Source organism: Micromonospora pallida (genome assembly GCF_900090325.1).
GTDB classification, from domain to species: domain Bacteria; phylum Actinomycetota; class Actinomycetes; order Mycobacteriales; family Micromonosporaceae; genus Micromonospora; species Micromonospora pallida.
Map to the genome: position 1 here is coordinate 4,155,170 of NZ_FMHW01000002.1, position 13,899 is coordinate 4,169,068.

Below are 13,899 nucleotides of genomic sequence, written 5' to 3' on the forward strand. Positions count from 1 at the left end.
GGCGGAATGTTGCCGCGCACCATCGACCTCCGGGTCGCCTCCTTCGCCGACCTGGACACCCGCACCTTCCACGACCTGCTGAAACTGCGTATCGAGGTGTTCGTGGTGGAACAGGCGTGCCCGTACCCGGAACTCGACGGGCGGGACGTCGAACCGGACACCCGGCACCTCTGGCTGTCCGACGGCGACACGCCGGTGGCGTACCTGCGGATCCTGGCCGACCCGGGCGACGTGGCGCGGATCGGCCGGGTCGTGGTGGCTCCGACGGCGCGGGGCGGCGGGCACGCCGCCCGGCTGATGACCGAGGCGCTGGCCATGGTCGGGCACCACCCGTGCGTCCTGGAGGCGCAGTCGCACCTGGTCGACTTCTACGCCCGGTACGGCTTCACCGCCAGCGGCCCGGAGTACGTGGAGGACGGCATCCCGCACACCCCGATGCGCCGCGAACCCACACCCTGAGCGTCACGCGGCCGACCGGGCCGGCCCGCGAGGGTCGGCGCGGCCGGCCGGGTTCGACGACGGTGGGGCGGGCAGGTCAGGGCAGGGCGGTCAGAGCAGGCCAGGCCAGGCCAGAGCAGGTCAGGGCAGGGCGGCGACGATGTCGGCGAGGGAACGGCGGCGGCCGGTGTAGAAGGGGACCTCCTCGCGGACGTGCCGGCGGGCCCGGGAAGCACGCAGGTCGCGCATCAGGTCCACGATCCGGTGCAGCTCGTCGGCCTCGAAGGCGAGCATCCACTCGTAGTCGCCGAGGGCGAACGAGGCGACCGTGTTGGCCCGCACGTCGGGGTAGCCGCGGGCCTGCCGGCCGTGCTCGGCGAGCATCTCCCGCCGCTCGGCGTCGGGAAGCAGGTACCACTCGTAGGAGCGGACGAACGGGTAGACGCAGACGTAGGCCCGCGCCTCCTCCCCGGCGAGGAACGCCGGAATGTGGCTCTTGTTGAACTCCGCCGGTCGGTGCAGCGCCATCTGCGACCAGACCGGGGCCATCGTCCGGCCCAGGGCGGTACGCCGGAACCGCCCGTACGCGTCCTGGAGGTCGTCGCTGGAGGAGGAGTGCCACCAGATCATCAGGTCGGCGTCGGCCCGCAGCCCGGAGACGTCGTAGGTGCCCCGGATGACGACGTCCTTGCCGGCCAGTTCCTCGACCAGCGCCTCGGCCTCGGCCACGACGTCGTCCCGCAGGTCAGGCAGCGGGCTGGCCGCCCGGAACACCGACCACATCGTGTAGCGGATGCTCTCGTTCAGCTCCCGCAGCCGGGCCGCGTTGGTCTGCTCGGTCATGTCGCCGGTCCCTCCAGTGCACAGATGATCTCTTCGGCCGCCGTCTCGCCGGACCGCACGCAGACCGGGATGCCGACCCCGTCGTACCCGGCCCCGGCCAGGGCCAGCGTCGGGTGGGCCGCCCGCAGGGCCGTCCGGGCCGCCGCCACCCGGTCCAGGTGACCCGGGGTGTACTGCGGCAACGCCCCGCCCCACCGTTGCACGCGGCTGTCCAGCAGCGACGGCAGCGTCACGCCGAGCACCCCGGACAGCTCCCGGTGCACGGTGGCGACCAGCTCGTCGTCGGAGAGCTGCAACTGCCGCTCCTCGCCGTACCGGCCGACCGAGGCGCGTACCAGCGCGACCCCGTCCGGCCGGCGCAGGTGCCCCCACTTGGTGGTGAAGAAGGTGGCCGCCTTGATCAGCAGCCCCTCGGTGCCGGGCACCAGGAAGCCGGAGAGAGCGGGCAGCTCCGGCTCGGGCAGGGCCAGGGTGACCAGGGCGACGCTGGCGTAGTCCAGCCCACCGATCCGGGCGGCCACGTCCGGGGCCGGAGCGGTGAGCAGCCGGGCCGCCGGACGGGCCGGCACGGCCAGCACCACCGCGTCGACCTCGACGAACTCCGGGTCCCGGGTGGGGCCCACGGTGAGTCGCCACCGCCCGCCCAGCGGGGTGAGCTCACGAACCGTCGCGCCGAGGCGCAGGGTCGCCCCGCTGGCCGTCGCCGCCGCCTCGACCAGCCGGCTCATCCCGCCGGCCAGCGCGCCGAAGACCGGTGCGCCGGGCGCGCGGGGGGCAGCGGCCTGCGCCGCCCGGACCGCTCCGGTGAGGGTGTGCGCCACCCGGGCCGCGCGGGCCAGCGCCGGCATGGTGGTGACCAGTGACAGGTCGTCGGCCCGCCCGGCGTAGACGCCACCGAGCATCGGGTCGACCAGGCGGTCCACCACCTGGTCGCCGAGGCGGGCCCGGACCAGCGCGCCGACCGCCACGTCCTCGTCCGGGCCGAGCAGCGGTTTCCCGCCGTCGAGGTCGGCCGCCGCGGTGGGCTCGGCCACCGCCGCCACCCGTTCCAGATCCCCCGGTACGCCCACCAGCGTGCCACCCGGGATCGGGCGCAGCCCGCCGTCGACGGCGAGCGCGGCCTGCCCGACGGTCGGGTGCACGAGTTCGGTGTCCAGACCGAGCCGGCGGAGCAGAGCCACTGCGGCGGACTCGCCACCGGCCGGGTCACGCATCAGGAACGACTCCGCGCCCAGCTCCACGGTCGAGCCGGCCAGGCTGCCGGTGCGCAGCTTGCCGCCGAGCGCGCCGGACTGCTCGTACACGGTGACCTCTGTGCCGGCAGGGGCGCGGTCCCGCAACCGGACGGCGGCGGCCAGCCCGGCGATCCCACCGCCGACCACCGCGATCCGCCCCGGTCGCCGCATCGTCGCCGCCGTCAGTGGGCAGGCCGCGCGGACACCTCGTGCACCAGCGCGACCACCCGGGTCAGCACGTCGGGGTCGGTCTCCGGCAGGACGCCGTGGCCGAGGTTGAAGACATGGCCGGGGGCGACCTGACCCTCGTCGAGGATGCGCCGCACCTCGGCCTCGACGACCGGCCACGGGGCGAAGAGCACGCACGGGTCGAGGTTGCCCTGGACCGCCCGGTCCGGGCCGATCCGCTTCGTGGCGACGTCCAGCGGGGTACGCCAGTCCACGCCGACCACGTCGGCGCCGGCCTCCCCCATCGCGGGCAGCAGTTCGGCGGTGCCCACCCCGAAGTGGATCCGGGGCACCCCGGCGTCGGCGAGCCCGGCCAGCACCTTCGCCGAGTGCGGCTGCACGTAGCGGCGGTAGTCGGCCTCGGAGAGCGTGCCGGCCCAGGAGTCGAAGAGCTGCACCGCGGATACCCCGGCGGCAACCTGGACCCGCAGGAACGCCAGGGTCACCTCGGCGAGCCGGGCGCAGAGCGCGTGCCACAGCTCGGGGTCGCCGTACATCAGCGCCTTGGTCTTCGCGTGCGTCCGCGACGGGCCCCCCTCGACCAGGTAGCTGGCCAGGGTGAACGGCGCGCCGGCGAACCCGATCAACGGGGTCTCGCCCAGCTCGGCGACGAGCAGCCGGACCGCCTCGTCGACGTACCGGACGTCGTCGACGGTGATCGGCCGGATCCGCTCGACATCGGCGCGGGTGCGCACCGGTTCGCCGACCACCGGGCCGGTGCCGGGCACGATGTCCAGATCCACACCGGCCGCCGCGACCGGCACCACGATGTCGCTGAACAGGATCGCCGCGTCGACCTTGTGCCGGCGTACCGGCTGGAGGGTGATCTCGGCGACCAGCTCGGGGCGGCGGCAGGACTCCAGCATCGCCACGTTGGCCCGGATCTCGCGGTACTCGGGCAGGGAGCGTCCGGCCTGGCGCATGAACCAGACCGGTGTGTGCGGGACCGGCCGACGGCGACAGGCCCGGACGAAGGGCGAGTCGGCGGTACGGGCTGCTCCGGCCGGGACCGGGTGGGTCTCTCCGTCTCGGGCGGCGTCGCCCGCGGTGGTGGTGGTCATCGCCGCAATCGTGCCACGCCAGCCGTTGGCACCCGTTGCCCGGGTTGCGTAGAACACGCGCTCCGCTGGTCACCGGCCCGTCACAGTGCGCGCACGGCTGGTCGTCGGCGGCGGCTCGGGCGGCGACGACCGGGCGGGGTGCCGGCGTGCCGTCCGCCGGCCGGGCGTCGTGGCGGCTTAGGCTGCCCGCATGTCCCCTCCGATCGCGCTTCCGGAGACCTTCGCCCGCGCGGTCGCCGGGCTACGGTCGGTGGCGACCCGGCCCGAGATCGTGATGGAGGAGATGGGCGCCCCGAAGCGGCTCGCCCCGTACGCCTTCGCCCTCTCCGCCACCGTGCTGCGTGACGACGACGAGGTGGCCACCGGGCGGCTGATCCTGCTGTACGACCCGGCCGGGCACGAGGCGTGGCAGGGCACGCTGCGGCTGGTCAGTTACGTCACCGCGGACCTGGAGGCCGACCTCGCCGCCGACCCGCTGCTGCCCGGCGTGGGTTGGACCTGGCTCACCGACGCGCTGGAGGCGCAGCACGCCGGCTACCGGGCCCTCGGCGGCACGGTCACCCAGACCATGTCCACCCGCTTCGGCGACCTGGCCGGGCCGCCGGTCACCGGGGACGTCGAGATCAGGGCCTCGTGGAGTCCGCTCGACGACGACCTGGCCCCGCACATGCACGCCTGGTGCGTGCTGCTCGCCTTCACCGCCGGCCTGCCCCCGCCGGGGGTGACCGCGCTGCCCGACCGCCGGTCCGCCGCCACCGGCTGACGAACCAGCCCCGGACCGACGGACGGCCGGGGCTGGCGGCACTTCTACGTCAGAGGTACTTCTCGGCTTCGTCGCAGACCGCGTCGAGGCCCTTGACGGCCTGGTCGTAGGCGGCCTTGTTGCCGGCTGCGGCGGCGCCCAGGGCGGTGGTGAGCTTCTCCAGGCAGTTCGCGATGACCTTCTTCTGCCGGGCCTGCTCGTCGCGGTCGTTCTTGGTGCCGGTGAGGTCCTGCTGGGTGTCGCTGAGCTTGTCCTTGGCGGTCTGGAGTTCGACCTTGAGCTTCTCGATGTCCTTGACCCGGTCGTCCCGGTCGGTCGTCCGGGCAGCCAGGTTCCGCTCGGTGCGCTCGAGGTCACCACTGGTGTTGAGGTAGAGGCCGGTCATCACGCCGCCGAGGACGAAGAGCAGACCGGCCACGATCGCCAACACGAGCACCGCCCGGCCGCGCCCCCCGCCGCCGCCCGAGGTGGCCGGCGCCGGGTATCCGGGCGGGCCGGACATCGGCGGGCCGAAGGGCTGCCCGGAGGTCGGGTTGTACTGACCCGGCACCGGCGCACCGGAGGTCGGGCCGTAGCCGACCGGTGCCGGCGTCTCGGCCGGCGGGGCGGACTGCGGCGCGGATTGCGGGTAACCGCCGGGGTAGCCGGACTGCGGGTAACCAGCCGCCGGCGGCGCGGACTGCGGGTAGCCAGTCGCAGGAGGTGCGGACTGCGGGTAACCAGCCGCCGGCGGCGCGGACTGCGGATAGCCGGTCGCGGGGGGCGTGGACTGCGGGTAGCTGGCCGTGGGGGGCGTGGACTGCGGGTAGTTGGCCGGCGGCGGGCCCATGAGGGTCGGGTCGATCCCGAACTGCTGGGTCGGCTCGTGCCCCTGCGGTTCGCGCTGGGAACCGTACAGCCCGCCGCCGGGGCTGGCCGGCGGCTGCGGGGGGTACTCCGGCGGGGGGTAACCGCCGGGGGGTGGCTGGGTCATGGCACTTCCTCCGGGAGGGCTGGTCCGCCTCGGGCTGACGGGCGAACCGGGCGGGTACGAGGTGCGGTGGTGGACCGGTCAGCAGATGTCGAAGCCGTCGCACGCGGTCTTGATCGGCACGGCCAGACCGATGCCCTCGGCGTCGCGGGCCTTGGCGGTGGCGATGCCGACCACCTGCTTGGCGCCGTTGATGACGGGGCCACCGGAGTTGCCGGGGTTGATCGGGGCGTCGAACTGGATCATGTCGCCCGAGCCGTTCTCCGCCTTACGGAAGGCGCTCACCACGCCGGTGGTGACGCTGTCGGTGAGGCCGAGCGGCGCGCCGACGACGACGATCTGCTGCCCGGACTTGACCGGCGTGGGGGCGGCGACCAGCCCGGTGAACTTGGCGGCCGTCCGCAGGTGGGCGACGTCGTTCTCCTCGTCGACCTTGACGATGGTGGCCGGGAAACGCTGGTCGGTGCGCTCCAGGAACACCTCGCGCCCACCGCTCTCCCAGACCGACTCGACCACGTGGTAGTTGGTGAAGAGGTTCGCCCCGCCCTCGGAGTTGGGCTTGCCGACGGCGAACGCGGTGCCGGTGGCCGGGCCGGCCTTGACCCGGAACACGCTGGGCAGCACCGCCGCGGCGATCGACTCCGGGTCGAACACCGTGCCGGCCTGCTTCTCCAGCTCCTCCGCCCGCTGCTCGAGGCCGTCGAGGCGGACGCCGTCCTGGTCCTGGGTGCTGGCGAGGTCGCGGCGGGTGTCGCCGAGCCGGTCGTTGAGCACGTGGATCTGGTACGCCTGCACGCCGGAGACCAGGACCAGCACCAGCGCCAGCAGCAGGGCCGCGCGGGGCAGCCAGCCGGAGCGCGGACGACCGGTGGCGTCACCGGGGTAGGGGGTGGTGCCCGGGAAGGCCGGGCCGCCGGCCGCCGGCGGCTGGCCGGGCGACCAGGCCGCCGGGGCCGGCTGGCCGGCCGCCGGGTACGGCTGGGACGTCGGCTGCCCGGTCTCGGGGGCTGCGGGCCAGGTGTTCCGGGGGGCGGGCACTGCGGGCGGCGCCGGCGCGGCGGCGAACCCGGCCACCGGCGCGGGCGCCGCCGGGGCGCCCGGGTGGGCGGGGCCGACGCTCGGCTGCCCGGGCGCCGGGGCACCCGGGTGGATCGTGCCCCCAGGTGGCTGGTGGGGCACCGGAGCACCCGGAGCCGGCGGCGCCGGCCAGCCGCCCACCGCCGTCCGGGGCGGTTCCATTCGTGGTGGCAGCGGACCCGGTCGACCACCCTGGTCACCGGATCCGGGTGCCGGCCCGACCGGTCCACCGTCCTGTGACCCGTACCCCGCCGTCATGATTTGCCCCGTCCTCCCCCGTCGCGCGTGCCCGCAGCCCCGGAGGGCGGTGGGCTCGATGGACCGTACCGGCCCCGAACGACATTGTCTCCCCTGTTGTCCAGCTTCCGCGCAGCGGTACCAGGGCGCTTCCGCGCAGCGGTACCGGCCGCTTCGGCGCAGCGGTACCGAGGCGGCCACCGACACGCGCCGGAGGAGGCTCCGCGCACCGGATCGCGGCGCGCACTAGGGTTGTCAGGTGACCGACGAACCACCCCTGCGCCGTCGGGCCGCCGAACGCCGACCGGGAAACGAGCCGCAGCACTCGCCGTCGGCCGCGCCGGAGCCGGCGGACGCGGGGACCGAAGCAGCCACCGAAACGCCCGTACCACTGACCGCGCCCCGGGAGGGCACACCCCCGCCGGTGGCCACATCGCGGGAGTTGGCCGAGGTGGTCGCCCGGTTCGCGGCGGGCACCGGACCGGTGGCCATCGACGCGGAACGCGCGTCCGGATACCGCTACAGCCAGCGCGCCTACCTCGTACAACTACGCCGGACCGGTGCCGGCACAGTCCTGGTCGACCCGTTGCCCCTACCCGACCTGTCCAGCCTCGACGCGGTGATCGGTTCGGCCGAGTGGGTGCTCCACGCGGCCAGCCAGGACCTGCCCTGCCTGGCCGAGCTGGGGTTGCGCCCACGCCGGCTGTTCGACACCGAACTGGCCGCGCGGCTGGCCGGGTTCGAGCGGGTGGGTCTCGCCGCACTGACCGAGCTCCTGCTGGGTTACACCCTCGAGAAGCACCACTCGGCGGCGGACTGGTCGAGTCGGCCGCTGCCCGAGTCCTGGCTGACCTACGCCGCCCTGGACGTCGAACTCCTGGTCGACCTGCGCGACGCGCTCGCCGCCGAGCTGGCACGGCAGGGCAAGCAGGAGTGGGCCGCGGAGGAGTTCGCCGCACTGGTGGCCGCCGGGGCGCGTCCGCCCCGGGTGCGGGCCGAGCCGTGGCGGCGTACCTCGGGCATCCACCGGCTGCGCGGGGCGCGGGCCCAGGCGCGGGTCCGGTCGATGTGGTACGCCCGCGACCAGATCGCCGCCCGCCGGGACGCCGCCCCCGGGCGGGTGCTGCCCGACTCGGCGATCATCGCCGCCGCCGAGCTGGACCCAAAGGACGAGAAGACGCTGCTCACCCTGCCCGGCTTCGGCGGCCGGTCGGTACGCCGGCTGGCCCGCACCTGGCTGACCGCCCTGGAGGACGCCCGGCAGTTGCCCGAGGACGCGCTCCCGGTCAGCCCGGCGGTGGAGGGTCCGCCCCCACCGCACCGCTGGGCGGAACGGGATCCGGTGGCCGCCGCGCGGCTGGCCCGGTGCCGGGAGGTGGTGGTCCGCATCGCCGGTGCGCACCGTCTGCCGCCCGAGAACCTGATCGCGCCGGACTCGATCCGCCGGCTGGCCTGGACCCCGCCGGACGAGATCACCGAGGAGAGCGTCGCCGAGACCCTGCGCGGGTACGGCGCACGCCCCTGGCAGCTCGGCCTGCTGGTGTCGGAGCTGGCCACCGTCCTGCCCCCACCGTGACGGCGGGCCCGGCGTGCTCCTCGGAGCCGCCGACCATCAGCGCGTAGTAGCGGTCCACGGTCGCCCCGGCGGCCACCACACCCACCCTCGGACCCGGGGTGGGTGTGGTGTGGGACACACAGGGGGTACAGGCACGCATGGTTACTGGTGAGTAGCATGCGAGGGACCACGCCCGTGCAAGGAGGCTCAAGTGCCCCGTGAAGTTCGGGATGTCGTCTTCGTCGACGGCGTCCGCACCCCGTTCGGCAAGGCGGGTGGCATGTACGCCAACACCCGCGCCGACGACCTGGTCATCCGCTGCGTCCGGGAACTGCTGCGACGTAACCCGCAACTGCCGCCGGAGCGGGTCGAGGAGGTGGCCATCGCCGCCACCACCCAGATCGGCGACCAGGGCCTGACCATCGGCCGGACGGCCGCCCTGCTGTCCGGCCTGCCGAAGACCGTGCCCGGCTACGCCATCGACCGGATGTGCGCCGGCGCGATGACGGCGGTGACCACCGTCGCCGGTGGCATCGCCATGGGCGCGTACGACGTCGCCATCGCCGGCGGCGTGGAGCACATGGGGCGGCACCCGATGGGCGAGGGCGTCGACCCGAACCCGCGCATCCTCGCCGAGAAGCTGGTCGACCCGTCCGCGCTGGTGATGGGCGCCACCGCGGAGAACCTGCACGACCGGGTCCCGCACGTCACCAAGGAGCGCGCCGACGCGTACGCGCTGGCCTCGCAGCAGAAGACCGCCAAGGCGTACGCCAACGGCAAGCTCCAGCCCGACCTGGTTCCCGTCGCGGTGCGCGACGAGGAGGGCGGCTGGGGGCTGGCCACGGTGGACGAGGCGCCCCGGGACACCTCCCTGGAGAAGCTCGCCACCCTGAAGACCCCGTTCCGCCCGCACGGCAAGGTCACCGCGGGCAACGCCGCCGGGCTGAACGACGGTGCCACCGCCAGCCTGATCGCGGCCGAGTCCACCGCCCGTGAACTGGGACTGCCGGTCGCCATGCGGCTGGTGTCGTACGGCTTCGTCGGCGTGGAGCCCGAGGTGATGGGGTACGGCCCGATCCCCTCGACGGAGAAGGCGCTGCGGATCGCCGGCCTGGGCATCGACGACATCGGGCTGTTCGAGCTGAACGAGGCGTTCGCCGTGCAGGTGCTCGCCTTCCTCGACCACTTCGGCATCGCCGACGACGACCCCCGGGTCAACCCGTGGGGCGGCGCGATCGCCATCGGCCACCCGCTCGCCTCCTCGGGTGTGCGGCTGATGACCCAGCTCGCCCGGCAGTTCGCCGAGCACCCCGAGGTCCGTTACGGCCTCACCGCCATGTGCATCGGCATCGGCATGGGCGGCACGGTCATCTGGGAGAACCCACACTGGACGGGGTCCAGCCAGCAGGCTCAGCGGGAGGGTGGAGACAAGTGAGCACGCTCGCCGCAGCGAACGAGGTGGTCACGAAGGCGCTGCTGCGCCAGGTGAACGTGCCGGGCCTGGACCGGCCGGCCGCCCTGATCACCCTCGACAACGGCTTCGACCACACCAAGCCGAACACCCTCGGTCCGGGCGGGCTGACCAGCCTGGACGAGGCGATCACCGCCGCGCTGGCGGCGAACCCCTCGTTCGTCGCGGTCACCGGGAAGCCGTACATCTTCTGTGTGGGCGCGGACCTGGTCAGCCTGCCGCAGATCGCCGACCGGGAGCAGGCGCTCGAGATCGGCCGGCTCGGCCACCGGGTCTTCGCCCGGCTCAAGGACAGCGACGTCCCGACCTTCGCCTTCGTCAACGGCGCGGCGATGGGCGGCGGCCTGGAGTTGGCGCTGCACTGTCACTACCGGACGCTCTCCGGCGGCGCGGCGGCCCTGGCGCTGCCCGAGGTGTCGCTCGGGCTGGTCCCCGGTTGGGGCGGCACCCAGCTCCTGCCGAACCTGATCGGCATCCCGGCCGCCACTCAGGTGATCATCCAGAACCCGTTGATGCAGAACAAGATGCTCAGGCCGAAGCAGGCCGCCGAGCTGGGCATCGCCGACGTACTGCTGGAGCCGGCCGACTTCCTCGAGCGGTCCCTGGAATGGGCCGCCCGCGTGGTGGCCGGCGAGATCACCGTGGCCCGGCCGGAGATCGACCGGGAGATGTGGGACGGGGTGCTCTTCTTCGCCCGGCAGGCCCTCGACCAGCGGCTGCACGGCGCGGTACCGGCCACGAACAAGGCCCTGGAGCTGCTCGCCCTGGCCAAGGAGACCGACTTCGCCGCCGGCACCACCGCCGAGGACGAGGCCCTGGCCGACCTGGTCTTCTCCGAGGAGTTGCGCAGCGGCCTGTACGCGTTCGACCTGGTGCAGCGGCGGGCCAAGCGCCCGGCCGGCGCGCCGGACAAGGGCCTGGCCCGCGAGGTCACCAAGGTCGGCATCGTCGGGGCCGGTCTGATGGCCAGCCAGCTCGCGCTGCTGTTCGCCCGCCGCCTCCAGGTGCCGGTGGTGCTGACCGACCTGGACCAGTCCCGGGTGGACAAGGGCGTCGCCTACGTGCACGCGCAGATCGAGAAGCAGGTCACCAAGGGCCGGATGGACAAGGGCACGGCCGCCAAGCTGTACGGCCTGGTCTCCGGCTCGGTCGACAAGAGCGTCTTCGCCGATGCGGACTTCGTCATCGAGGCGGTCTTCGAGGACCTGGGCGTCAAGAAGCAGGTCTGGGCCGAGCTGGAGAAGATCGTCTCGCCGGAGGCGGTGCTCGCCACCAACACCTCCTCGCTCTCGGTGACCGCGATGGCCGCCGACCTGGAGCACCCCGAGCGGGTGGTCGGCTTCCACTTCTTCAACCCGGTGGCGGTGCTGCCGCTGCTGGAGATCGTCCGGGGCGAGCGGACCGACGACGCCAGCCTGGCCACCGCGTTCGCCGTCGGCAAGCAGCTGCGGAAGTCCTGCGTGCTGGTGAAGGACGCGCCGGCGTTCGTGGTGAACCGGCTGTTGACCCGCTTCCTCGGGGAGATCTTCACGGCCGTGGACGCGGGTACCCCGCTGGAGGTGGCGGACAGCGCGCTGGACCCGCTGGGTCTCCCGATGCGTCCGCTGGCCCTGCTCCAACTCGTCGGGCCGGCGGTCGCCCACCACGTGGGCGGCACCCTGCACGCGGCCTTCCCGGAGCGGTTCGCGGTGAGCGACAACCTCAAGCGGATCGCCGAGTCGGGCCAGCCGGTCGTGGTGGACGACGAGGTGAATCCCGAGGTGGCGAAGCTGCTGGTGGTCGGGGACGCGCCGCTGACCGCCGAGGAGGTCCGGCGCAACGCGTTGGACGCGCTGGCGCAGGAGATCCGGCTGATGCTCGACGAGGGCGTCGTCGCCGAGGCGCAGGACATCGACCTGTGCATGATCCTCGGCGCCGGCTGGCCGTTCCACCTGGGCGGTGTGACGCCGTACCTGGACCGGACCGGCACCTCGGAGCGGGTCACCGGGGCGCGGTTCCTCCCGCCCGGAGCCGCGAGCCTGCCCGCCTGATTCCCGCAGTACGACCACCGGGGGTCGACACGTCGTCACGGCGTGTCGACCCCCGTTCGTTCGGCGAGGTACGTCCCGGCCGCCGGACGGTGGAGCGGCCCATCGGGGCAACGGTCATGTCGGTGCACCTGGTTACCATCACGCGTCCAATCCTCAGATCTGGAGCATCGATGTCCCAGCCGCACCACCCCCCGCAGCCGGAGTACGGCTCCGCCCACCCCCAGTCGCCCGGCGCGCAGCCGGACTACAGCACCGGCCAGTCGTACGGCGGTGCCCCGGTGGGCGCCGGGTTCCCGCCGCCGGAGGCGCCGAAGAAGAAGTCCGGTGCCGGCAAGGTCCTGCTGATCGTCCTCGCCGTGGTGCTGGTGCTCTGCGTCGGCGGCGGCATCGCCATCTGGGCCACGGTCAAGGACGACGTCGGCGACGTCGTCGAGGCCACCAAGACCCGGGTGGTCGCCCCGGAGACGCTCAACGGCCGGCCCAAGGCCACCGACCCGGGGCTGGTGACCGCGTCGGAGACGATGGCCGCCGAGGTCAAGAAGGACGTGCCGGAGGCGACCAGCACGGTCGGCGCGTTCTACGGCGATCCGGCCAAGGACCTGGCCATGATCGTCGGGGTCTCCGGCCTGATCGCCGACCCGAAGCAGGAGCTGGACGACATGGTCAGCACCTTCGCCACGGAGTTCGGCGCCACCACCATGACGGCCGTGGACTCGGGGGCGCTCGGCGGTGAGGCCAAGTGCGGCGACGGCAACGCCGAGGGCGAGAAGGTCGGTATCTGCCTCTGGGCCGACCGGGGCAGCCTCGGCGTGGTCATCCTCTACTTCAAGAGCGGCAAGGAGGCGGAGGCGGAGTTCGCCTCCATCCGTAGCGCCATCGTGCAGCGCGACTGAGTCGTCGACAAAGGGGCCCCTTCCGTGCGGGAGGGGCCCCGTCGCGTTCCGGGTCAGGCCGTCGCGGCCCGCTCGGCGGCGCTGGTCCCGTCGCCCTCCGGATCGGCCAGGTCACGTCCCTGCCCGCTGGTCGGACGACCGTGCTGCGGCCCGGGTGAACGGCACCGCGAGTCGCCACCGTCACCCCGGCTGCCCGACGGGGAGCGTCCCGCCTGGATAACGGTCATCCCGGCACACCTGGTTAGGATCACGCGTCCGTTCCTCCGATCTGGAGCATCGATGTCCCAGCCGCACCACCCCCCGCAGCCGGAGTCCGGCTCTGCCATGCCCCAGCCGGGGTCCGGCCCTGCCACCCTCCAGCCGGAGTCCGGCGCGGCCACCCCCCAACCGGAGTCCGGCGCTGCCAGTCCCCCGTCCGGCGCGCCCGGCCAGCCGTACAGGACCGACCCGGCGGCTGGTTTCCCGCCGCCGCCGAAGAAGTCCGGCGTCGGCAGGGTCCTGCTGATCGTCCTCGCCGTGGTGCTGGTGCTCTGCGTCGGCGGCGGCATCGCCGTCTGGGCCACCGTCAAGGATGACGTCGGCGAGGTCGTGGAGGCCACCGGGACGCGGGTGGTCGCCCCGGAGACGCTCAACGGCCGGCCCAGGATCACCGATCCGGACGCGGTGGTCATGGTGGAGGAGATCAGGGCCGAGATCGTCAGGAACGTGCCGCAGGCGACCAACACGGTCGTCGGCGTCTACGGTGACATGGCGAAGGGCGACGTGGTCCTGGTTGTCGGGCTGTCCGCTCTGATCGACCAACCGGAGGAGGAGCTGGACGCCGCGCTCAGGGGCGTCTCCGCGGAGTTCGAGGCCGGCGTCGTGGTCACCGTAGGGCCGGGCCCGCTGGGCGGCATCGCCAAGTGCGGCGACGGCTCCGCCGAGGATGTCGGGCTCGGCTTCTGCCTGTGGGCCGACCGGGGCAGCCTCGGCATGGTCATCGGCTTCTCCAAGACCGGCAAGGAGGTCGAGAGGGAGTTCGCTGCCATCCGCGCCGCCATCGAGCAGCGCGACTGAGTCGCGTCGACGCGAGGGGGCTCCTCCCGGGCGGGAGGGGCC

The 13,899-nt window shown here is 73.7% G+C and carries 13 protein-coding genes; 7 read left to right on the forward strand and 6 right to left on the reverse strand.

Annotated features, from left to right (window positions below):
- Positions 1-6 precede the first annotated feature (6 nt).
- On the forward strand, positions 7-459 hold the full coding sequence (locus GA0074692_RS16915) for a GNAT family N-acetyltransferase (protein ID WP_091645772.1): 453 nt from the start codon (positions 7-9) through the stop codon (positions 457-459).
- A 120-nt stretch (positions 460-579) separates the two neighbouring features.
- On the opposite strand, the gene hemQ is transcribed toward GA0074692_RS16915, so the two are convergent.
- From hemQ to hemE, 3 genes are read right to left on the reverse strand one after another with little or no spacing between them, the layout of a single operon-like run.
- Positions 580-1,281, reverse strand: coding sequence for a hydrogen peroxide-dependent heme synthase (gene hemQ, locus GA0074692_RS16920; protein WP_091645775.1), 702 nt, complete (start codon positions 1,279-1,281; stop codon positions 580-582).
- Positions 1,278-2,687, reverse strand: a complete 1,410-nt coding sequence (hemG, locus tag GA0074692_RS16925; RefSeq protein WP_091645777.1) for a protoporphyrinogen oxidase — start codon at positions 2,685-2,687, stop codon at positions 1,278-1,280. The genes hemQ and hemG overlap by 4 nt, the downstream gene beginning before the upstream one ends.
- 11 nt (positions 2,688-2,698) lie before the next feature.
- Positions 2,699-3,805, reverse strand: a complete 1,107-nt coding sequence (gene hemE, locus GA0074692_RS16930) for a uroporphyrinogen decarboxylase (RefSeq protein ID WP_091645779.1) — start codon at positions 3,803-3,805, stop codon at positions 2,699-2,701.
- Between the two features lie 190 nt (positions 3,806-3,995).
- On the opposite strand from hemE, the gene GA0074692_RS16935 reads away from it, so the two are divergent.
- Positions 3,996-4,568: a DUF3000 domain-containing protein gene (locus tag GA0074692_RS16935; protein ID WP_091645782.1), complete on the forward strand. Its 573-nt coding sequence runs from the start codon at positions 3,996-3,998 to the stop codon at positions 4,566-4,568.
- A 49-nt stretch (positions 4,569-4,617) separates the two neighbouring features.
- Here GA0074692_RS16935 and GA0074692_RS16940 read toward each other — a convergent pair whose 3' ends face one another.
- Complete coding sequence (locus GA0074692_RS16940; RefSeq protein WP_091645785.1) at positions 4,618-5,541, reverse strand: hypothetical protein; 924 nt, start codon at positions 5,539-5,541, stop codon at positions 4,618-4,620.
- Between the two features lie 78 nt (positions 5,542-5,619).
- On the reverse strand, positions 5,620-6,873 hold the full coding sequence (locus GA0074692_RS16945; protein ID WP_091645788.1) for a S1C family serine protease: 1,254 nt from the start codon (positions 6,871-6,873) through the stop codon (positions 5,620-5,622).
- 238 nt (positions 6,874-7,111) lie between these two features.
- Here GA0074692_RS16945 and GA0074692_RS16950 point away from each other — a divergent pair, with 238 nt between their 5' ends.
- The 4 genes from GA0074692_RS16950 to GA0074692_RS16965 all read left to right on the forward strand — a co-directional run bounded on the left by GA0074692_RS16950 (position 7,112) and on the right by GA0074692_RS16965 (position 12,801).
- A complete protein-coding gene (locus tag GA0074692_RS16950; RefSeq protein WP_091645790.1) occupies positions 7,112-8,428 on the forward strand; it encodes a ribonuclease D in 1,317 nt (438 codons plus the stop codon).
- 190 nt (positions 8,429-8,618) lie between these two features.
- Positions 8,619-9,842, forward strand: coding sequence for a thiolase family protein (locus GA0074692_RS16955; protein ID WP_091645792.1), 1,224 nt, complete (start codon positions 8,619-8,621; stop codon positions 9,840-9,842).
- Entirely contained in the window at positions 9,839-11,908 is a 2,070-nt protein-coding gene (locus GA0074692_RS16960) for a 3-hydroxyacyl-CoA dehydrogenase NAD-binding domain-containing protein (protein WP_091645794.1), read from the forward strand. Before GA0074692_RS16955 ends, GA0074692_RS16960 begins: the two co-directional genes overlap by 4 nt.
- Before the next feature lie 170 nt (positions 11,909-12,078).
- A complete protein-coding gene (locus GA0074692_RS16965; RefSeq protein WP_091645796.1) occupies positions 12,079-12,801 on the forward strand; it encodes a hypothetical protein in 723 nt (240 codons plus the stop codon).
- A 53-nt stretch (positions 12,802-12,854) separates the two neighbouring features.
- Here GA0074692_RS16965 and GA0074692_RS34790 read toward each other — a convergent pair whose 3' ends face one another.
- Positions 12,855-13,028 carry a hypothetical protein gene (locus tag GA0074692_RS34790; protein WP_176738480.1) on the reverse strand — a complete coding sequence of 58 codons (174 nt, stop codon included), beginning with the start codon at positions 13,026-13,028 and terminating at the stop codon, positions 12,855-12,857.
- A gap of 52 nt (positions 13,029-13,080) precedes the next feature.
- On the opposite strand from GA0074692_RS34790, the gene GA0074692_RS16970 reads away from it, so the two are divergent.
- Positions 13,081-13,857 (forward strand): hypothetical protein, encoded by a 777-nt coding sequence (locus GA0074692_RS16970; RefSeq protein ID WP_141725317.1) that lies wholly within the window; start codon positions 13,081-13,083, stop codon positions 13,855-13,857.
- Positions 13,858-13,899: the final 42 nt, after the last annotated feature.